The organism is Hymenobacter radiodurans, assembly GCF_004355185.1.
GTDB lineage: Bacteria > Bacteroidota > Bacteroidia > Cytophagales > Hymenobacteraceae > Hymenobacter > Hymenobacter radiodurans.
The window spans coordinates 173630-194061 of record NZ_CP037922.1 but is presented as its reverse complement, the minus strand read 5'-3'; the positions used below and the strand labels follow the sequence as shown (position 1 = coordinate 194061).

The following is a 20432-nucleotide window of genomic DNA, read 5'->3' as shown; positions in this document are numbered from 1 at the left end:
CCGCTTTCTACCTTTCACTAATTCCCATGTATACCTGCTTGCTCTACGATGTGCGCGACGGTGTTGCGACTATCACGCTTAACCGGCCCGATGTATTCAATGCCTTCAACGACCCACAGAGCTACGAGCTACAGGATGCCCTGAAGCAGGTAGCGCGCGACGCCTCAGTGCGGGCCGTCGTGCTTACGGGTGCCGGACGGGCGTTTTGCTCAGGTCAGGATTTGAAGGCAGCGCAGGGAGAAGAAAAAAGGTCTTTCTATGACTCTTTGCACAAGCGCTATAACCCTATTATCCGGGCTATGCGAAGCTTACCGAAGCCTATTATCGGGCGGCTGAATGGAGTAGCCGCCGGGGCTGGCTGCTCGCTGGCGCTGGCCTGCGATGCGCTGATTGCCTCCACCGACGCCTCCCTGATTGAAGTGTTTATCAACATTGGGCTGGTGCCGGACTCGGGTTCGTCGTACTTTTTGCCGCGCTTAGTGGGCACGCTGAAGGCGTTTGAGTTGTGTACGCTGGGCTCTAAGGTATCGGCGGAGGAAGCGTTGCGGCTGGGCTTAGTAAACCAGGTGGTGGCGCCCGAACAGCTCGACGAGGTTACGTACGCTCTAGCAGCACGATATGCCGCAGCGCCTACCAAATCGATTGGCCTGATTAAGCAAATGCTGAACAAGGCCAGTGCCTCAACACTTGATGAAATGTTGGACTACGAAGCCTATTGCCAGCAGATTGCAGGCGAGTCGGATGATTATCGGGAGGGCGTACAGGCATTTCTGGAGAAGCGCAAGCCTCAGTTTCGCGGAGCGTAGTCTAGGCAATCAAGCTGCAATTTTTGGTTATTGAAAGCGCCACCTTGCTACAGGGTGGCGCTTTTTGTTGAATGGTTTGCGTGCTTATATCGCAACACTCTATCAGCCAAAAAGCCCCCAGACGCGCTCTGAGCTCTGCATTTCGCCGCTATCCTGTTCTCCCTGATAACCACCTGCTGAGGTGCCCGTATAGGCACTAGCTTATTTTCCATTCCTCTAACTGTTTGTGTACTATGGCTTCTGCCCGTTTTCTGCTCTTAGGATGCTGCATTGCCTTTGGTGCGTGCTCACCAGATGCCAGCCAAAAAGATCCGGTAGCGGAAGCCAGGTTTCAGAACGAAAAGCGCATCAAGGAAGCTGCCGTGACGGAGCGCCAGGAACGCGACGCGGATTTTATGGTAAACGCAGCCAGCAGTGGGTTGCTGGAACTGGAAATGAGCAAGCTGGCCCAGCAAAAATCTACTACTCCCGCGGTTCGCAACTTAGCCCAGAGTCTGGTGCAACAGCATGGGCAAGTGAGCACGGCGCTCCGAAACCTGGCGCAACAGAAAAACCTGATGCTGCCCAGCGGCCTTGGCAGCGATCAGCAAAAACAGTACGCCGAATTAAGCGCCCTGACCGGCACACCGTTCGATAAGCGATATGTGGAAATGCTGGTGGAGGCTCACAAACAGGACGTAGATGCGTTCGAGGATATGAGCAAGGACGCTTACGACGGCGACATTCGCGGCTTTGCCGCCAAATTTTTACCCACACTCGAGAAACACCTAGATGAGGTGGGCGTCGTGGAAGACCAACTCGAAAACTTGCCTTAATTTTTTTATTGTTAACCTGAATTCTAACCCATGTTCCAATTCCCAAAACACCGTTTATTTTCTGTTCTGGCTCTATTCGCTGCTTTGTCGTTTGCAAGCTGCGGAGACAACGCTGAAAAGCGCACCGACGGCACGGCCGGCGAGGCCGTAGTTGATCAAGAAGAAGCCGCCGCACAAGGTGGCGTACAGGCTGATGCTACCGTTATCGACAACGAAGAAGGAGCTACCGTCACCGCCGATGCCGACTCGTTGGAAGCGGCCGACAAGGACTAACCTTCGGATATTCTGATCCGTACACTAACGACTCTGAGCAACCGCTCAGCCGTTTTCTGCCGCTAATCGCTGACTTACTAAGTCGATGGTTGGCGGCAGACCTATTTTTTCACAGTACAAGCTCAACCATTCCACCCTTTACTAACCGCTATGAAACGTACAATCATGAGCCTGTTTTGCGCAGGTCTGCTAATGGCTACCAGTGCCTGCAGCAATGAAAAAACCGCCACGACCGATACTCCTACCAATTCAGAAGAAGCTGGCGGCAACGCCGGCGACAACTACATGAATGCTGCTACCGATGGCGACAGCGCCACGGCTACTATGCCTTCTGACACCGCTGCCGGAGGTTCGGCTGCTGCCGCTGGCACCGCGCCCGCCGGAATGAATGCAAACAGCGCAGATCCTAACGGCCCCACGGCTCCGCACAAAGACGACCCGGAGTTTATGAAATCGGCCGCACACAGCGACCAGAATGAGATTCAATTGAGCCGCTTGGTGCTGGAGAAAGGCGTCACCGGCATGGCAAAAGACCACGCCAACATGATGATTACGGATCATACCAAGTCGACAGCTGACTTGAAAGCGCTGGCCCAGAAGAAGAACGTGACGCTGCCCACCGATATGGATGCTGAGCACAAAGCCATTGCTGATCAGATGCGCAAGTTATCAGGCAAAGAGTTGGAGCAGCGCTTCCTGCAGCAAATGGTGACCGACCACCAGAAGACGCTAAATACGATGCAAGCGCACGCTAATATGACCAAAGACACTGAACTACAAGGCTTTATTACCAAAACAACCCCTGTTATTCAGAAGCACTTGGATACATCTAAGCAGCATGCGAGCATGAAGATGTAAGTGCTCAGCGCTATTTCATCTATAAAAAAGCCCCCAGAAGCTATCTGGGGGCTTTTTTGGCTTTAATAACCGTTGCTGTCTAGCGATAGCCAAAGCGGTAGCGCAGGCCAATAAAGCTGAGGCCCCACTGCAACGGTTCGCTACTCTGAAATTTGGAGCGCAGATCTTTGGTAAGTACCCACTCCGTAGTGGCTTGAAGCCGGCGGCGGCGACCAAACCCATAGCTTGCATTTAGCCCCGCGGAGGCATGTACACCGAAAGCGCTACGTCGAAAACCGTACTCATTGGTAAGCCGCTCATCAACAAACTCCTGCTCTTGAAAGCGCACCGACGACCAGTGAGGCACCAATCCGCCTACTACGTCGAATTGCCACCGCTTCAGGAAGGAACGTGTGAGCGAATAGCGTAGCATGACGGGCAAAGCCAAGTCGTTTTTATTGGTAATGCTGTCCCGGGAAAGAAGCCCCGGAAACCTAGCTAGGGTAACTCGAAACTCCTCCCGCTGACGCTGCATCCCAACTTGCACGGCCAAGCGAGGCTGCACGTAGTAGCCAACATAAGCGTACGGCATCAATATCTCTTGGCTGTACGTGCCAACCCCGGCTTTGGGGGGCAAATTCGTCCCCCGGTACGGGTTGGTATCCGAATAGCGCACCCGGTACAGGTACGCTCCCAGCTGAAAGCCTGCATACGCCTTGGGCTGCAACGATTCGTCGGTATCTACCGGAATAACGCGGGGCGAGTAGTTGGTGGCCGACTGCGACCCGATAGCCAAGCCTATGCGAAGGCTGTTGGTAATAGATATGGTTCTCCAGGGCGAGGAAAGCAAGTTACTTACGCCAATATTCGCATCAATAAATCCGTAGCGGCCCAACCGACGCTGCAACCCATATATTATTGCCACATCGGTAGCTATTGAGCGCGTATTATTGGTAAGAAAGTAAAAGGGTGTATCCCGCGCCGGCCGATCTAAACCCGTACCCGCACCCAGTGCCAACGCAATATAATTAGCCGAAAAGTTGGTCGTATTCTTCCCCAGGCGCAAGCGCCGCTCAGTGTTATAGTAATAACGGCCCGCTACTTGAGCGCGCATACTCAATCCCCGATCAAGGTCAGCGCCGGGCGTAGGGCGGTAGTGCGTCAGGGCGGGACTCAGTTCGGCCAGCACCGTCCAGGCGGGACTCTTGAGGCGCCGCTCGTACGCCAGGTGAAAGCCATAGCGGGTATAATATTGACCTCGGCCGAGTAAGGAATTGCTTACTGTGAAATTGTTCAGCCCCAGTTTCCACAAGCTACGGTCCTCCGCTTGTACGCGGAGTTGTGCGTCAGCTTCGGGTGTTAGAATTTCCTCTTCCCCGTAGCTCAGACGGGTTGTGTCGGGAATAGTTTGGGCCGAAGCTTGTAAGCAGATACTGGCTATTAGGCTTATCCAAAGCAGGTGCCGATAGATGCGCAAGGAGTGTAAGCAGAACATAGCGGTAGAGGTATAAAGCAAGATGGATTAGAGCTGGGGGAGAGTGGTTCCGTTTGCAAAGTCAGAGGTGCATAAGATGTGGTCACGCGCACCACTCGCCGCGAAGCGCCTTTTGAGGCTGTTAATGTTGCTCGACTGGCCGAGCTTTTTTTGCTGGCGGCATAAGCCGTTGGCACCGTAAGAGTGCCTTGCTGCACGGCCAACTGATAAGCAAATAGCTCAGGCTGTGGCGCGCTGATAACAACTTCTGTGCGGTCGGCCACCACCGTCAGCTTGCTCAGATTAGCAGCGAGTTGTAGCCGAACACTTCCGAAGTAGTTATTCATCGTAGAATTGCCCCCCAGCCCCTGCGCCTGCACCGCCGACTTGGTAGCCTCGCAGGTGAAGTTGGCCTGTAGATTACTGGCCGTCAGGTCGGTGTAGCGGGCCGTGACCTTAATGGTACCGCGGAGGTCGCGGAGAGCAATCTTGCCGAAGCTTTGCTCCAGTTCTTGCTGGCCCGTGAGGTCAGTTAGCTCCGTTTGGCCGTAGGCGTTTACTATCTTGATGGGGTTGCCGGTGGGCATCATGATGGTGTATTCGGCCCGCAAGTCGCTGCGCACGGCGGGGGCACCCGTGGGCAGGGTAAAAAAGTTGACCAAGTAAATAGCGTTGCCGCTTTGTTGCAGCCGATACCGCGCCACTGGCAGATCTTGTTCGGCTACCGCCTGCTCGGGGTGCCGGGCGCTTAGGCGCAACACTACTTGAACGGTAGGCTTATTCCAGCCTTGCACCCGCACCGTAGCCTTTTCAGCCTGAATGGTAACTGGCATGCCTGGCGGGCAACCCCAGCTCTGCTCCAGGGTACGCGTCACGACTTTGACTTTCTGCTGGGCCTGGGCCACTGGCAATAGGAGCGCCAGCAGCGCAACCAGCAGCCAACAGCGCAGCCAGAGTTGGGGCAAAATGGAGGGAAACATCATGAGATAAGAAGTTGAACCAGCTCACGCGTGATGGTGGCTTTCATGGTGATGAGTTGGGCTTGTTGGCGCAGCAACTCCGGCGACTCCCCGAAGCGGCGAGCATCTTGGCGCAGTTGCTTTTCCTCTTCTTCCAGCTCCGTTAGTTGGGTGCGCAGGGATTTAAATTCCCCGATTGGCACACCGTAGGCAGTGAGGTACAGTGCGCATCAATAAAGGAGCGGCCTTCTTGTTCCAAAGGGTCCACCGAAACGGCAATTGACGTGGGCATCGGCGTGGCTACTTCTTCACTGATCCCCAGCGTCTCGCGGATTCCCGTAGTGGTAGGCTCCACGGTTCGCTGCTGCTGCCACCATACACCCAGCAGAATCAGCACGCTAGCCGCAACAGCCATCACCTGACGTAAAGCGGGAGATGACCACAAGGGCCGCACTTTCGCTGGCTTTACTAGAACAGGGGCACAACAGCCGGAGCAACTTTATCCAGACGGGCGGCAATGGCGTCCCATACCAGCTCGTCGGGCTCATGTTTGGGAAGCGTGGGCACTACGCGGATAAGCTCTTCATCGGCCGCGAGTTGCGCTTCGATGCGAGGCCAGGTGGTTGGGTCGGGCTCGTGAGCTGGCAGGTTGCCGAGGGCCCGGTGGAGGTTAGGACCACCGGCCTCAGGTATTTCGGGGGTCTGGTTCATGAATAGAGATACTGTAGTTTGCGTTGGAGCAAGCGCTTGGCGTGGTAGAGCTGCGACTTGCTGGTCCCTTCCGTGATGTCGAGCAGCTCGGCTACTTCGCGATGAGCATAGCCTTCCACTTCTATCAGGCAGAACACGGCCCGGTAGCCAGCCGGCAGCTCCCCGATGGCTTTGTCCAGGGCCTCGCCGGTCAGGTTATCGTGCCAGGCCACCAGCGGCTCAGGGTGGCGGTCTTGGTCGTAGATCTCCATGCGCTGCTCGCGCCGCAGGATAAGTAGTGCCCGCCGCACCACGATGGTTTTAATCCAGGCTCCTAATGTCGACTGCTGCCGAAAATTGATTAAGTGTTGAAATACCTCTACAAAAGCCTCCTGCAAGGCATCCTGCGCTAGTTCCCGGTTGTGCCCTAGCATGCGCAGCGCCGTGGAGAACATGGCCGTTTTGTAGCGTTGGTACAGCTCATACTGCGCCTGCCGGTCCTGAGTCAAGCAGGCAGTAAGTAAGCGCTGTTCTTCAGGGGGCAAAAGCAAGGAGTGGCAGTAGCTAAGTTGAACTTTGGCTTAAAGTGTAAAGCTGAGCTCAGAAGGTTGGTCGGGGGGCAAAATATATTTTCCGGCCTATTCATTGGCCAGTATCCGCTACCTCCTAGCAGACAGATAAAACCAGAGGGCATCGAACACAGATGGTGTAGCGGCGCCAAAAAAATATCTGGGCCCAACCAACCATTCTTCAGGTTGCCGCCACTCTATAATGCCAGCTAGCGGCTTAGAATTCAAGCCCATTTGCTTGACTGCACGCCTACAGCCGCTAAACCGGTGAGCTTATATCTCATCCCCTACTCTTTTTCCTCTTCTATGCTTATGCTATCCTCCTCTACGCTGCGGGTACTTATGCTCGCCACCCTCTCTTTGCTGGCCACTAGCTGCGACCAAGAAGAAAATGCCCCCCAGCCAACGGAGGACGTGCTTGTAAAGCCCATACCACTCAGAATGCACACAGTGGCGGTGCGCTATTATCTCAAAGCGTTAGACAGCACTTTTCAGCTGCCCACCATCTCCCCCAATATCACCGTGGACTATGAGCAGGTTGTACCACAGGGCAACGCCGCCTATAAGCTTCTGGATGCCACTACTCAGCACCATGAGCAAGAGGTAACTGCTGCACTCAAAGAGGTGCAGCTGGCGCCTATCGCTACGTATGCCGAGGTCATTAGACCAAAAATAACGGTCACCATTTGGGAAGACCAGACCTTGCCTTCTAGCTCTGGCATAGGCTATCAGGCGGTATGTGAGCTATTAATCGATGGTAAGTCGGTGGGCACTACTACCTATGCAACCGTTGCGGGGCAGAACACGCCGCTTTATGTCACTACGCAATCCGAGGTTTTGCATTAATTCTTTCTCTTACAGGCAGCGCAAAAAAGCCCCCTACGCAGTGCGTGGGGGCTTTTTTCAATTACTAATGACTACTCGCCCTATTACAGGGTCGCTTTTTCTTCCGCGTATTTGCTCACCTTCAATTCTTCAGCCAGAAACTTTCCCGTGTAGCCTTTGCCAGCTTTTGCCACCTGCTCCGGCGTGCCCTGAGCTACGATGGTGCCGCCGCCGCCGCCGCCTTCGGGACCTAGATCAATGACGTGGTCAGCTACTTTAATCAAATCGAGGTTGTGCTCGATGATAAGGACGGTATTGCCTTTGTCGACCAGCTTTTGCAGCACATCGGAAAGGTGGCGGATGTCCTCAAAGTGCAAGCCGGTAGTAGGCTCGTCGAGGATGTAGAATGTCTTGCCCGTGTCCTTTTTGCCGAGTTCTGTAGCTAGCTTCACCCGTTGCGCTTCACCACCCGAGAGCGTGGTGGCCTGCTGACCCAAGGTCAGATAGCCCAAGCCCACTTCATTCAGCACCTGTATTTTACGAATAATACGCGGCTGATTTTCGAAGTACTCCACGGCTTTTTCCACCGTCAGGTCGAGCACGTCGGTGATGCTCTTGCCTTTGAAACGTACTTCCAGCGTCTCGCGGTTGTAGCGGCGGCCTTTGCAGGTTTCGCAGGGCACGTGCACATCCGGGAGGAAGTTCATCTCGATGGTGCGCAGGCCCGCGCCTTCGCAGGTTTCGCAGCGGCCGCCCTTCACGTTGAAGGAAAAACGACCCGGTCCGTAGCCCCGGATCTTGGCCTCCGGCAACGACGCAAACAAGCTGCGAATTTCCGTGAACACACCCGTATACGTGGCAGGATTGGAGCGCGGTGTGCGGCCAATCGGCGACTGATCTACCTCAATTACTTTGTCGATCAGCTCCAAGCCTTCAATTCCGGAGTACGGCAGTGGATCTTTCTTGGAGTTGAAAAAGTACTGATTTAGAATAGGATACAGCGTATCGTGAATGAGCGAAGATTTGCCCGAGCCCGATACGCCCGTGACGGCCACTAGTTTACCCAGCGGAAATTTCACGGTCACGTTTTTCAGGTTGTGGCCTGTAGCGCCCTTGAGCGTAAGCATGTTGCCTTCGCCCTTGCGCTTTTTCTTGCGCAGCTCAATGTGGCGCTCTCCACTCAGATACTGCGAAGTCAAACTGCCCGACTTAAAAATCTCAGTAGGTGAGCCGGCGGCCACAATATGCCCCCATGAATGCCCGCGCCCGGCCCGATGTCCAGCACGTGGTCGGCATTCATAATCATATCCTTGTCGTGCTCCACCACAATCACCGAGTTGCCAATATCGCGCAGGTGCTGCAAGGCTTTGATTAGGCGCTCATTATCCCGCTGGTGTAGCCCGATGCTCGGCTCGTCCATGATGTAGAGCACACCTACGAGTTGGGTACCAATCTGGGTAGCCAAGCGAATCCGCTGGGATTCGCCCCCGACAGGGTACGCACCGAGCGGTGCAAACTCAGGTATTCCAAACCCACTTCGAGCAGGAAGCCAATGCGCTTGCGCAGTTCCTTGAGCAGTTCCCGCCCAATCACGTTCTGACGCTCGCTCAGGCGCTCTTCCAGGCCCACAAACCATTGGCTGAGTTGGGCAATATCCATTACCGATAGCTCACCGATATTCTTGCCGTCGATCAAAAAGTGGAGCGACTCTTTTTTCAGGCGGTAGCCGCGGCACTCGGGGCACTCCTGGGCCTGGGTGTACTCCTGAATCCAGGCGCGGATGTTCTCCGAATCAGACTCCATCTGCCGGCGCAGGAAGGGAATAATACCTTCGAATGGCTCCGTGTAGTTCGCCTTTTTAGGGTCCGCGTCTTCATCTTCGGGCACGCCGTAGAGCAGGCGCTCCACCAAGTCTTCGGGTAGCTTGTCGATGGGTGTGGACAGGCTGAACTTCTGCTTTTTGAGGATGAGCTGGAGCTGCTGAAAAATCCAAATGTCGCGGTACTCACCTAGGGGGCAATTCCACCGCGGCTGATACTCAGCTTCTTATCCGGCAGCACCGAGTCTTCCGTAATCTGCTGCACCTCACCCAAGCCATTGCAGGTGGGGCAAGCACCATAGGGCGAGTTGAAGGAGAACGTGTTTGGCGCCGGGTCATCATAGGCGATGCCCGTAGTGGGGTCCATGAGAAAGCGCGAGAAAAACTGCGTTTTCTTGGTGTCCGGGTCCAGCACGAGCATGGTGCCCTTGCCGTGAGTCAGCGCGTTCTGCACTGAGCCCGACAACCGGAACCGATCCTCTGCTTTTACCACCAGCCGATCAATGACAATTTCGATGTCGTGGATTTTGTAGCGGTCTACCTGCATCTTGGGCGTCAGGTCAAGCAGCTCGCCATCCACGCGCACTTTGGCAAAGCCAAGCTTGGCAATCTGCTGGAACAGTTCCCGGTAATGGCCTTTGCGACCCTTCACCACGGGCGCCAACACCACCAGCTTTTTCTCGTTGAAGTGCTTGAGAATGTAGTTGATAATCTGCTCGTCGCTCTGCCGGATCATCTTGGCGCCGGTAGCGTAGCTGAAGGCCTCCGCCGTGCGGGCGTAGAGCAGACGCAGGAAGTCGTAAATCTCGGTGATGGTGCCCACCGTGGAGCGTGGATTGCGCGAAGTGGTTTTCTGCTCAATGCTGATTACCGGCGACAAGCCCTCAATCTTGTCCACGTCGGGTCGCTCCAGGCCACCCATAAAGGAGCGGGCATAGGCCGAAAACGTCTCCATGTAGCGACGCTGCCCTTCGGCATAAATCGTGTCGAAAGCCAGACTGGATTTGCCCGAGCCCGAAATGCCGGTGAACACCACCAGCTTGCCCCGCGGAATCTGAACTGAAACGTTTTTCAGGTTGTGCTCACGCGCCCCATACACTTCAATGAAAGGCGCCTCTACGTCGGCCGCGTGGCCGTTGGTAGCGAGTACAACTGGAAGCTGGGGGGCTTTTTCAGGAGTAGGAGCGGGTACGGAAGCAGTTGTTTTCTTAGCCATGCAGCGCGAATCGAATAAGTCCGCAAAGGTAGGCAAAACCTAACCCTTTCGCTATCCAGAATAGCTTATTTGCCAGAGGGTTTAGCAGAATATACCGTGGGTTTAGGGGAACTAAAATTTAACTCCTATGTAGCCACCCATACGCAGCGCAACAGTTGTCCGGCCGGCGTACTTTGAGCAGAGCTCATAAAGTCGCGTTTGGCGCTGTTCTTGCCTATAGTAGGACAATTCCTTCACGCTACATCCTATCTCCATGTCATTCCTACCCAAACTCACGCTTGCCGGTGCATTTACCCTACTGCTGCTAAGCGCTACCGAACCAGCCCAGGCTCAGGTAAATATCAATATTAATTCCCCCTCCTGGGGACCTGCTGCCCCAGCCGGCACGCAGTACTACTATATACCTGAAGTAGGTGGCTACTACGACCTGCGCGACAAGCATTACGTGGTGCAGCGCGAAGGCAAATGGAAGCGCGTAACCACTATTTCTAATTACAACCCCAGCAGCTTTCACCCGGTAGTTATCAACTACGTGGGTGCCCAGCCCTGGGTCCTGATCCGGGAGCACAAGGTGAAGTACCCGAAAGCGGGCCACCCGCACGGCATGCCCCCCGGCCAAGCCAAGAAGATGCGCGCCGCCTACCCGACTGGCAACGTAATCGTGGTGCAGCAAGCAGGTGGTCACCCCGGCAAGGGAAAAGGCAACGGAAAAGGAAAAGGCAAGCATTAGCTCCCCTTTTCACCCTTCTACTAACTCACCCCGATTGGTTATCTAATCGGGGTGTTTTTCGTTTTAGTACGTATGAAAACCTACCAACCCATCAGCTGCTCCTTCTATGACGAGCTAGAAGCCCGCGCCACCACCCGCCAGCCCTGCACCCTCACCTACCGCCTAGAACCAGATACGCCCCCCAGCACCTACCAAGGCGTCATCACCGATCTGTTTATCAAGGACAAAGTAGAATACCTGCGCCTGCAAGATGGCTTTGAGCTACGGTTGGATGCGTTGGTGGCTGTAGATGATAAAGAACTGCGTAATTACTGCTGATCGATTAGCAGTATAAAATACAATGGCAGCCTCTCGCGGGGCTGCCATTGTACTAAAAGGCGGTTTGGGGTACAGCTTAAAACTCCGCGTTCTTCGGGAAGCGTGGGAAGGGAATTACATCCCGAATATTGGCCATGCCCGTCACGAAGAGCACCAGACGCTCAAAGCCCAAGCCGAAGCCGGCGTGGGGGCAGTTCCGAACTTCCGTAGCTCTAAGTACCACCACAGTTCGTGTTCTTCCACGTGCATTTGCTCCATGCGGGTGCGCAGCTTTTCTAGGCTTTCCTCGCGCTGAGAGCCGCCAATGATTTCGCCGATGCCGGGAAACAGCACATCCATGGCGCGCACGGTGCGCTCGTCATCGTTGAGCTTCATGTAGAAAGCTTTAATATCCTTAGGATAATCGGTCAGGATAACGGGCTTTTTGAAGTGCTTCTCCACCAAATAACGCTCGTGTTCACTTTGCAGATCAGTGCCCCAGTCCACGGGAAACTCGAACTTCTGCTTTGCCGCTTTCAGAATCTCAACGGCCTCGGTATAAGTAAGGCGCTGGAAGTCATTATCTATTACAAAACGCAGGCGGTTAAGCAGTTCCTTGTCGTACTGGTCGTTGAGGAACTGTAGGTCGTCGGCGCACTTCTCTAGGGCTTGGCGCACTAAGCTTTTGAGGAAGTCCTCCGCCAGGTCCATGTTGTCCTGCAGATCGTTGAATGCTACTTCGGGCTCAATCATCCAAAACTCCGCTAGGTGGCGGGCCGTGTTGGAGTTTTCGGCGCGGAAAGTTGGCCCAAACGTGTACACTTTGCCCAGTGCCATGGCTGCTACTTCGGCTTCTAGCTGGCCAGACACGGTCAGGTTGGTTTGCTTGCCAAAGAAGTCCTCCTTGTAATCCACGGAGCCGTCGGCAGTGCGGGGCGGGTGCTCGGGGGCAAAGTTGTGACCCGAAACATCTGGCCGGCGCCCTCGGCGTCGGAACCGGTGATGACGGGCGTGTGCACGTAGTAAAAGCCGTGGTCGTTGAAGTACTGATGCACCGCAAACGCTAAGGCATGGCGCACACGCAGTACTGCGCCGAAGGTGTTGGTGCGGGGCCGCAAGTGGGCAATTTCGCGTAGAAACTCTAAAGAGTGCCCTTTCTTTTGCAGCGGGTATTCTTCCGGATCAGCAGTACCAAGAACTTCTATCTCAATAGCTTGGATTTCTACTGCCTGGCCTTTGCCCTGGGATGCTACGAGCTGGCCGCGCACCGACAAGCAAGCGCCGGTGGCTACGTCCTTCAACGATTCCTCCGGAAACTTCTCCGCATCGGCTACCACCTGAATATTATGAATAGTGGAGCCGTCGTTCAGGGCGATAAACTGCACATACTTATTTCCGCGGCGGGTGCGCACCCAACCTTTTACTACTACCTCGCGCTCCAGCTCCTGGCTTTGCAGCAGCTGCTGTACACTCGACCTTCTGACGGACATCGGACTCGAATTTCTGTGGTTTATAATCTATGGGGGGCAAAGGTAGAGGTTTTCGCTAGCGCAGAAATTTGCGCTGTTCTTTAATGCTTTCTGATGGCCTCAACTTTTTTACTTCAACTCAAGTAGAGAATACGCTACATTTGAAGTAGTGCCCCATTTCACCGTCGCTGGGGCTTATTGCGATTTCTGTGTATGCAACGACTTGATATGAAGCAGCTTCTCTCGCAGAAGCTGTCTCCCCAACAGATCCAATTCATTAAGCTGCTGCAAATTCCGACGGCGGAATTAGAGACGCGCATTAAGGAAGAGCTGGAAGTAAACCCCGCTTTGGAAGAAGGCGACGAGAATGAAGAGGAACTGGAACGCGACGACGATGACGATAGCGACGAGGATTTCGACGACCCAGACTCCGAGTTCGACAACGACGACAATACCCTCGATGAAGACTTCGACGACCGCTCGGAGGAGCAGCCCGAAGTAGAGCTACCCAAAGATGACATCGCCGACGCGCCGGACAACCAGGATCTGGACCTGAGCGACTACCTCAACGACGACGAAATTGCTGGTTATAAGATGCAAGGCGATGGTCCCGGCGATGCCGAGGACGACCGCGAAATGCCTCTGGCCGATACCGGTTCTACGCTGATTGACTCGCTTTTTGATCAACTGGGCTTTGCTAACCTAGATGACAAGCAACTCGCCATTGGTCGCCAACTGCTGGGCTCCATCGACGGCGACGGCTATATCCGGCGCGACCTGTCGGCCATTGCCAACGACTTGGCATTTGCCCAAAATATCGAAGCTACCCCGGCCGAGATTGAGCGTGTGCTGCACATTATTCAGGCCTTCGACCCGGCTGGTATCGGGGCACGCGACCTACGTGAGTGCCTGCTTCTGCAACTAGAGCGCCGCCCCGTAGATGATACGGTGGAGGCCGCAGAGCGCATTCTTTCCGAGTGCTACGACGAGTTTACCAAGAAGCATTACCCACGCATTCAGCAACGGCTCGATCTGGAAGACGACGAGCTGAAAGATGCTATTGCCTTGATTTTGAAGCTCAACCCGAAGCCCGGCGGCAGCGGCCCGACGGGTTTGGGTAAGGTGCAGTACATCATCCCCGATTTTATTCTCAGCAACGACAACGGCCAGTTCAACCTAACGCTGAACTCGCGCAATGCCCCCGATTTGCGGGTGGCGCCGGCATATACCGAAATGTTTCAGGCCTATGACAAGGCGTCGAAAAAGGATCGGAAGATGAAGGAGGCCGTAACGTTTGTGAAGCAAAAACTCGACGCGGCCCGGTGGTTTATCGACGCCATCCGACAGCGGCAGCAAACCCTGTTGCGCACCATGGATGCTATTGTGCGCTACCAGCGCGAGTTCTTCCTGGAAGGCGACGAAAGCAAGCTTCGCCCCATGATTCTGAAGGACATAGCCCAGGAAATCAGCATGGACATTTCGACCGTGAGCCGGGTAGCAAATAGCAAGTCGGTGCAAACCGAGTTCGGCATCTATCCGTTGAAGTACTTTTTCTCCGAAGGTATCGCCACCGATTCGGGTGAGGACGCTAGCTCGCGGGAGGTGAAGCATATTCTGAAGGAAATCATTGAGGGGGAAAGCAAAGGCAAGCCGCTTTCTGATGATAAGCTGGAGAAAATGCTCAACGCTCGGGGCTACAACATTGCCCGGCGTACGGTGGCCAAGTACCGCGAGCAGCTCAATATTCCGGTAGCCCGACTTCGAAAAGAGTTGTAGAGTTGGGGCAGCTGGGGGGCTTTTTTTACGCTTAACCTACTCAGCTTATGCGACTTCTTCTGCTTGCTTGCCTGCTTCTATTAGCCACCGCTTGCGAGCGGCCAACCGGGTCTACCGTGGATTCCACCGATGCCTCGCTCCCGGCAGATGGTATGGTAGGCCGTGCCGCGTCGCCTAGCACAAGTTCGCCTTCTATTGCAGTGGCTACCGAAGGTCTGGGGGGCATTTATCAGGGGTTGCTGCCCTGCGCCGACTGCGCTGGAATTGAAACCGTGCTGTACCTCTACCCCGATAGCACCTACATGGAGCGCCGGACCTACTTAGATCAGCCCAAGGAAGGCAACAACGATCAGGTAAGCTCCGGCCGGTGGGCGCAGGTATCAGCCAATTTGGTGCGACTTACGCGGCGCTCCGCCGCCGGTCCCACTGATTACCGCATGCGCCCCCGCGCCTTACAACAGCTTGATCTGGACGGGCAGGAGATAACCGGTGATTTGGCCGAGCGCTACGTACTGGCACAGATAGGCAACTTCTAGTTCCTTGTATTCAAAACCAACTTGGTAGTTTAGGGCCGCAATCCTCTTTTCTACGCTGTTGAATAAATCCTTGGCAACCGCCCTTTCGCTGGCGTTTCATCCGTTGCTAGTGCCCTCTTATCTGTTTTACGTGGTCTGTTACCAGTTGCCGGGCGTGGTAGCACAGCCCACCGTAGCAGACCGCTGGATAGTGCTGGCCGTCGTGTTTGGCTTCACATTTTTACTACCCGCCTTGGGTACGGGCGCATTGTACTGGTTTGGCCGCCTCGACTCATTGCTCCTGCGCGAGCGCGCCCAGCGGCCGTTACCGTTATTGCTGGCAGCTATCAGCTTTGCCGGCGCGGCCTTCCTGCTGCACCAGCCACCTTTCTCTCCTCTGCTCGGCCGCATGATGCTGGGCATGACTTTGGCCGTTCTGCTGACCCTCTTCATCTCACTGCGCTGGAAAATAAGCGCTCATGGCGTAGGCGTGGGGGCTCTTTTGGGCTGTTTCTACTACTGCACCTTACAAATGCGGCGGGCATGGCTGGCTTTTGGTGGTTACTAGCCGCTGCTCTTTTGGCGCTGGCCGTACTGAGCGCTCGTCTGGCTCTTGATGCGCACACGCCGGCCCAAGCCTGGGCCGGGCTAGGCCTGGGAATTAGCGTGGTTATAGGGCTGGTGTTGGGAGTCGCCTCCTTCGTCTAAATCCTTGTTTTAGTACTAAACTTTGCTCTTGACCGCTGCCTCGGGAGGTGTATCTTTACCGACCGCCCAACTGTCGTCTTTACCGCGCATGCCCCTTTCCACTTTATCGCCTTCCTCCGACTCTGCAGAAGCGTTGCTCACCCAACTACACCACGAGCGAGCCCGGCGGGCGGAAGCCGAGCAGGAACTTGCCGCCATGCGGTATGAGCTTGAGGTAGCCCAGGCCAGTGCACAGCGCCATCAGTCGCGGCTGACTGCGTTGGCTCAGAACCTGAAAATGGGCATTATGCTCGTGGACAATGATGGCCGCGTACTCTTGGTAAACCGCCCCTATTGTCAGCTTTTTGGCATTGCCGACGAGCCGGAAAGCCTGTACGGTATTTCAGGCTTGGAAGTGGCAGTTCGCAGTCAGCATAACTACCCTGATCCGGCGGCTTACCTGGCTCGGGCCAAAGAAGTAAGAGCGGCCGGCCGTACGGTAATGGGGGAGGAAGTAATGTTGGCCGACGGTCGGGTGCTAGAGCGCGACTACATTGTGCTCGATGATGTGATGGCCGGCCGGCTGGTTTGCTACCGCGATATTACCATTCGCTTTCGCCGCAATGCCCGCGCAAGTACTATTTCTCTGTTGGCGCAGCAAAGTCCGAATCCTATTTTGCGCCTTACGCCCGGCGGCGAGCTATTGTACGCCAACCCAGCGGCCTACCAGCTTGCGCAACTCTATAAGCAGGATGGCCCCAATGAGCTGCGCACTCAGCTGGTAGCCTTAGTAACAATAGCGCTCCGCACTACTGCTCATCATCAGCGCGAGATAAGCGTAGCCAATGAGCACTATCTGCTCATCGTAACTCCCGTGCCCGGCGAGAACTATGCTAGCTTATACCTGACCAACATTACGGCTCGTCGGGAAGCCGAGCAGAAGCTGGCTCAACAGCGCGAGTTCTACGAAACCATCCTCAATCAGCTGCCTGTTGGCGTAGCCGCTCTAGATGCGGAGCACCGCTACCTGTTTGCTAACCCGACGGCGGCCCCAAACGCTGTAACTCGCAGCGAGATTCTGGGTATGACGAATCGGGAAGCTTGTCTGTATCGGCAGCGCCCCCAGGCCTTGGCTGATTTGCGCGACGCGTATTTTGCCCAAGCCACACACAAGCGTCAAGGGATAAGCTGGGAAGAAAACTTTCTGGAACCTGGGGGGCAAATCCAAGTATTGCGCAGCTTCCAGCCCGTATTTAACTCCGATGGCTCGCTGCGCATGATGGTCAGTTCAGGCCTGGACATCTCGGCCCGCCACCAAGCCGAAGAGAAGCTTGCGGCACAGCAGCAGTTTTACGAAACGGTTCTCAATCAGCTACCCGCCGACATAGCCGTACTGGATGCCCACGGTCGTTACATATTCGCAAACCCAGTAAGTATCAAAGATCAGGACATTCGGGAATGGATGATAGGCAAAACTGACCTGGAATACTGCGCGCATCGCCAGCGCTCTACTGATGTAGCCGAGAACCGGCAGCGCATGTTTGAGCAAGCAGTGCGCGAGCGGGGCCAGGTTACGTGGGAAGAGTTGACCGTTGGCAGCCATGAGCCACGCTACGTCCTGCGCCGATTTCAGCCGGTATTTAATCCAGACGGCACGCTGCATCTGATGCTGGCTTACGGCCTCGACATTACGGAGCGCCATCAAGCCGAAGAACTGCACCGTCGCAGCGAATTGGTGGTGCGTGAGCAGCAGGAGTTTATTCGTCAGATAGTCGATACCGTTCCTAACCTGCTTTATGTGAATGACGAGGAGGGGGACATTATGTTTTCCAATACCGCATTCGATGACCTTGTCAGTCGGAGCAACCATGCCCGGGTGCGAAAGAGCGGTGAATCACCCGAAGACGCAGAGGTTCGGCAGCTTAATGTACTCAACCGGCGCGTATTAGCTAGTCGACGGGAACATGCAGCCGAGTTGCCGTTTACCCTGGCCAGCGGCGAGATACGGCATTATCAGGTAGTAAAGCGGCCATTGGTTCGTCCCGAGGGTACGGTTCAGGTGCTCACCGTCAGCACCGACATCACGGAGGTAAAGCGCATTCGTCATACCCTGGAGCGCAACGCCAAGCAGTATCGCGACCTGATGCACTATACGCAAGCCCTCATTTGTACCCACGACCTCGACGGCATAGTTCTTTCTGCCAACCCAGCCATGGCAAGCCTTATGGACGTCCCGGTTCATAGCATGGTAGGAAGGCCGCTTGCTGAAGGCTTGGCCGTAGACCAAGGAACCGATCTGGAAGCGTACCTGGCTGCCTTTCGCCAACAACGAGAGGTATCGGGAATTGTGAGCGTAAAGCCCCTGGGCAACGCTGGGCCACGCTACTTACTGTATCACAATTGCTTAGTGGCTGAGGCCGGCGAGTTGCCCTACGTGATTGCCTACGCGCAGGATATCACGGAGCGCATACTGGCCGAGGATGAGCTACGGCGGGCAAAGCTAGTAGCCGAATCAGCAGCTCGCTCCCGGGAGAATTTCCTGGCTAATATGAGTCATGAAATCCGTACCCCTATGAATGGAGTGCTGGGCATGGCCGGTTTGCTGGCACGTACCGATCTGAACGCTCAACAGCGCGAGTACCTCGATATTATTCGCAACTCCGGGCAGCACCTGCTGGGCGTGCTGAACGACGTGCTGGATGTGGCCAAAATCACTTCAGGAAATCTGGAACTGGAGCGCACCCCCTTCGATTTGTGTCAGGCACTGAAAATGGCGGGCCAAACCGTCGCTTTTCAGGCCGCAGAGAAAGGTATTAGCTTCGACGTAACGCCCCCTCCCCTCCCCGATTCCCTAGTACTCAGCGACCCATACCGCCTCAAACAAGTACTTCTTAACTTACTCAGCAACAGCATCAAGTTTACTGATAAGGGCAGCGTTACCCTGACGTGTCAGCTACTAGATGACACAGCTAAGGAAGTCACCATTAGTTTTCAGGTAAGTGATACGGGGTCGGGCGTACCCACGCACAAACAGGAAGCCATCTTTGCCAGCTTCTCGCAGGCCTACGCCGATACGACGCGCCGATTTGGGGGCACAGGCTTGGGCCTCACTATTAGCAGCAGCTTGGTAGAGCAGTTGGGCGGACACCTACTGATGTGCAGTGAGCCGGGGCGTGGCAGCACATTTAGCTTCACGCTCACCTTCAAAAAAGCCCCCCAAGGCACCATTATCGCAACTAAAGCCGAGGCGGAGCTTGAGTACGCTACGGCGGCAGTGCAAGGCATGCGCGTGCTGCTAGTAGAAGATAATGACGTGAACCGCCAGGTAGCGCAACTGGTATTGGCCAACTATGGGGTGGTGGTTGATGCTGCCTCCAATGGCTCTGCCGCACTGCGCCTGTTCGAGGAGCAGCGCTACGATTTGATTCTGATGGATATTCAGATGCCCGGCATGAGTGGCTTGGAGGTTACGGCCCAAATTCGTCGGCATACTAACGCTGCCAGGGCCCGCACACCCATTATTGCTCTCACCGCCAATGCTTTCCATGAAGCTAATGAAAAGTATCTGGCCGCTGGCATGGACGACTGCCTGACGAAGCCTTTTGAGGAGGCCGAGCTGCTGGGAAAAATGAGTGCCTTGCGCCTGGCGTCGAAGAAGGCTACGCGGCCGTTGTTCGACTTAAGTGAAATCTACCAGATGGCGCACGGCCAGACGAACTTTGTGCGCAGTATTCTTGACTCGTTTCTTGATAATACGCCAGAGGTGGTAACTCAACTTACCGCCGCTTCCGACGCTTCGGATTGGGCTCAGGTGGGCACCTTAATTCATAAGATTAAGCCTTCACTCAAGCTGCTTCATGCCCACGAGTTACTGACGCCTATTCGAACCCTGGAAACTCCTGATTTACGGCCAGAAGAAAGCGCTAAGGCCACCAAACAGCTTATTCAGCTGCTGCCGCAGTTGCTTCGTGCTTTGGAGAAGTGCCGACAGAAGCTTGCGTAAGTAGTAGCTTGCTAATCAAACAAGCCCGACGCTGCCTCCATATAGTAGGGCAGCGCTGGGCTTATTTAGTTAAGCGGTGCTTGTAGAAGTTAGTCGCGTAGAGCTATACCGGCTGGCATAGCAGGCTGCAGGCGCTCTGCTACTCGCTGCACGGCTAGCTGAAAGCGGTCGTAGGAGAAGGGCTTCACTAAGTAGTCAGCTATGTTCAGCTCATAAGCTTCCATGCCGAAGCTTTCATAAGCGGTCGTAAAAATTACTTCCGGCGGCTCGGGCAGCAAGCGCATCATCTCGATGCCGTTTAGGTCGGGCATCTCTACATCCAGAAACAGCACATCAACTCGGCGTCCTAGACTGAAAAAGTTCAAGCCTTCTACCCCACCTTTCAAGGATGCTAGCAGGTGTAGGCTGGGAGTGAGGCTAATACAATGTTGCAGGGTTAAGCGATTAATCTCGTCGTCGTCAATAATAGCACAGGTTAGAATGCGGGGGGAGACAATGTCTTCAAGCAACATAACTAAACGAACAGGACAACAAAAGAGAGTGTGCGAATGAACAATCAAAAAGCGCTCCTGAAAAGCGGTCCTCGAAACAACCAAATTACCGGCCAGGTTATCGGATTAGTCGTTTCTCAGTCGATATAATCCAATCAGCCATGAAACTGATTGAAAAATA

The 20432-nt window shown here is 54.9% G+C and carries 20 protein-coding genes and 2 pseudogenes; 12 read left to right on the top strand and 10 right to left on the bottom strand.

Translation table 11 applies throughout. The annotated features are described in order from the left end of the window. The first annotated feature begins 26 nt into the window (after window positions 1-26). The 4 genes from EPD59_RS01795 to EPD59_RS01780 all read left to right on the top strand — a co-directional run bounded on the left by EPD59_RS01795 (window position 27) and on the right by EPD59_RS01780 (window position 2752). Complete coding sequence (locus tag EPD59_RS01795; RefSeq protein ID WP_133271292.1) at window positions 27-806, top strand: enoyl-CoA hydratase-related protein; 780 nt, start codon at window positions 27-29, stop codon at window positions 804-806. Window positions 807-1039: 233 nt separating this feature from the next. Further along, entirely contained in the window at window positions 1040-1621 is a 582-nt protein-coding gene (locus tag EPD59_RS01790) for a DUF4142 domain-containing protein (RefSeq protein ID WP_133271291.1), read from the top strand. A gap of 84 nt (window positions 1622-1705) precedes the next feature. After that, on the top strand, window positions 1706-1894 hold the full coding sequence (locus EPD59_RS01785; RefSeq protein ID WP_133271290.1) for a hypothetical protein: 189 nt from the start codon (window positions 1706-1708) through the stop codon (window positions 1892-1894). Between the two features lie 150 nt (window positions 1895-2044). After that, the gene (locus tag EPD59_RS01780; RefSeq protein WP_133271289.1) at window positions 2045-2752 is read left to right on the top strand and encodes a DUF4142 domain-containing protein; all 708 of its coding nucleotides are present in this window, start codon (window positions 2045-2047) and stop codon (window positions 2750-2752) included. A gap of 79 nt (window positions 2753-2831) precedes the next feature. Here the strand turns inward: EPD59_RS01780 and EPD59_RS01775 are convergent, their stop codons facing one another. The 6 genes from EPD59_RS01775 to EPD59_RS01750 are packed head-to-tail and all read right to left on the bottom strand — an operon-like array spanning window position 2832 to window position 6399. After that, a complete protein-coding gene (locus EPD59_RS01775) occupies window positions 2832-4226 on the bottom strand; it encodes a hypothetical protein (RefSeq protein WP_133271288.1) in 1395 nt (464 codons plus the stop codon). Then, window positions 4178-5188, bottom strand: a complete 1011-nt coding sequence (locus EPD59_RS01770; RefSeq protein WP_133271287.1) for a DUF4097 family beta strand repeat-containing protein — start codon at window positions 5186-5188, stop codon at window positions 4178-4180. Before EPD59_RS01770 ends, EPD59_RS01775 begins: the two co-directional genes overlap by 49 nt. Further along, on the bottom strand, window positions 5185-5367 hold the full coding sequence (locus tag EPD59_RS01765) for a hypothetical protein (RefSeq protein WP_133271286.1): 183 nt from the start codon (window positions 5365-5367) through the stop codon (window positions 5185-5187). The genes EPD59_RS01770 and EPD59_RS01765 overlap by 4 nt, the downstream gene beginning before the upstream one ends. Further along, on the bottom strand, window positions 5328-5579 hold the full coding sequence (locus tag EPD59_RS01760) for a hypothetical protein (protein ID WP_133271285.1): 252 nt from the start codon (window positions 5577-5579) through the stop codon (window positions 5328-5330). Before EPD59_RS01760 ends, EPD59_RS01765 begins: the two co-directional genes overlap by 40 nt. Window positions 5580-5632: 53 nt before the next feature. Next, on the bottom strand, window positions 5633-5875 hold the full coding sequence (locus EPD59_RS01755) for a hypothetical protein (RefSeq protein WP_133271284.1): 243 nt from the start codon (window positions 5873-5875) through the stop codon (window positions 5633-5635). Beyond that, window positions 5872-6399 (bottom strand): RNA polymerase sigma factor, encoded by a 528-nt coding sequence (locus EPD59_RS01750; RefSeq protein WP_240731569.1) that lies wholly within the window; start codon window positions 6397-6399, stop codon window positions 5872-5874. Before EPD59_RS01750 ends, EPD59_RS01755 begins: the two co-directional genes overlap by 4 nt. A 336-nt stretch (window positions 6400-6735) precedes the next feature. Here EPD59_RS01750 and EPD59_RS01745 point away from each other — a divergent pair, with 336 nt between their 5' ends. Further along, window positions 6736-7269 carry a hypothetical protein gene (locus EPD59_RS01745; RefSeq protein ID WP_133271282.1) on the top strand — a complete coding sequence of 178 codons (534 nt, stop codon included), beginning with the start codon at window positions 6736-6738 and terminating at the stop codon, window positions 7267-7269. Between the two features lie 83 nt (window positions 7270-7352). Here EPD59_RS01745 and uvrA read toward each other — a convergent pair. Beyond that, window positions 7353-10283, bottom strand: a pseudogene (gene uvrA / locus EPD59_RS01740) (excinuclease ABC subunit UvrA). A gap of 253 nt (window positions 10284-10536) precedes the next feature. On the opposite strand from uvrA, the gene EPD59_RS01735 reads away from it, so the two are divergent. Together EPD59_RS01735 and EPD59_RS01730 are read left to right on the top strand one after the other, a co-directional pair. Then, entirely contained in the window at window positions 10537-11013 is a 477-nt protein-coding gene (locus EPD59_RS01735; protein WP_133271281.1) for a hypothetical protein, read from the top strand. Between the two features lie 72 nt (window positions 11014-11085). Next, window positions 11086-11331 (top strand): hypothetical protein, encoded by a 246-nt coding sequence (locus tag EPD59_RS01730; RefSeq protein ID WP_133271280.1) that lies wholly within the window; start codon window positions 11086-11088, stop codon window positions 11329-11331. Between the two features lie 76 nt (window positions 11332-11407). Here the strand turns inward: EPD59_RS01730 and asnS are convergent. Further along, window positions 11408-12180 (bottom strand): annotated as a pseudogene (gene asnS / locus EPD59_RS24010) (asparagine--tRNA ligase). Between the two features lie 2 nt (window positions 12181-12182). Then, window positions 12183-12800, bottom strand: coding sequence for an OB-fold nucleic acid binding domain-containing protein (locus tag EPD59_RS24005; protein ID WP_394347213.1), 618 nt, complete (start codon window positions 12798-12800; stop codon window positions 12183-12185). 192 nt (window positions 12801-12992) lie between these two features. On the opposite strand from EPD59_RS24005, the gene rpoN reads away from it, so the two are divergent. The 5 genes from rpoN to EPD59_RS01705 all read left to right on the top strand — a co-directional run bounded on the left by rpoN (window position 12993) and on the right by EPD59_RS01705 (window position 19760). Further along, window positions 12993-14555: an RNA polymerase factor sigma-54 gene (gene rpoN, locus EPD59_RS01720; RefSeq protein WP_133271279.1), complete on the top strand. Its 1563-nt coding sequence runs from the start codon at window positions 12993-12995 to the stop codon at window positions 14553-14555. 47 nt (window positions 14556-14602) lie between these two features. Next, entirely contained in the window at window positions 14603-15091 is a 489-nt protein-coding gene (locus EPD59_RS01715; RefSeq protein WP_133271278.1) for a copper resistance protein NlpE, read from the top strand. Between the two features lie 58 nt (window positions 15092-15149). Then, window positions 15150-15638, top strand: coding sequence for a hypothetical protein (locus tag EPD59_RS01710; protein ID WP_133271277.1), 489 nt, complete (start codon window positions 15150-15152; stop codon window positions 15636-15638). 11 nt (window positions 15639-15649) lie between these two features. After that, window positions 15650-15778, top strand: coding sequence for a hypothetical protein (locus EPD59_RS23085; protein ID WP_262712924.1), 129 nt, complete (start codon window positions 15650-15652; stop codon window positions 15776-15778). Between the two features lie 88 nt (window positions 15779-15866). Next, window positions 15867-19760, top strand: a complete 3894-nt coding sequence (locus EPD59_RS01705; protein WP_133271276.1) for a PAS domain-containing protein — start codon at window positions 15867-15869, stop codon at window positions 19758-19760. An 89-nt stretch (window positions 19761-19849) separates the two neighbouring features. Here EPD59_RS01705 and EPD59_RS01700 read toward each other — a convergent pair whose 3' ends face one another. After that, window positions 19850-20272, bottom strand: a complete 423-nt coding sequence (locus tag EPD59_RS01700; RefSeq protein ID WP_133271275.1) for a LytR/AlgR family response regulator transcription factor — start codon at window positions 20270-20272, stop codon at window positions 19850-19852. Between the last annotated feature and the right edge of the window lie 160 nt (window positions 20273-20432).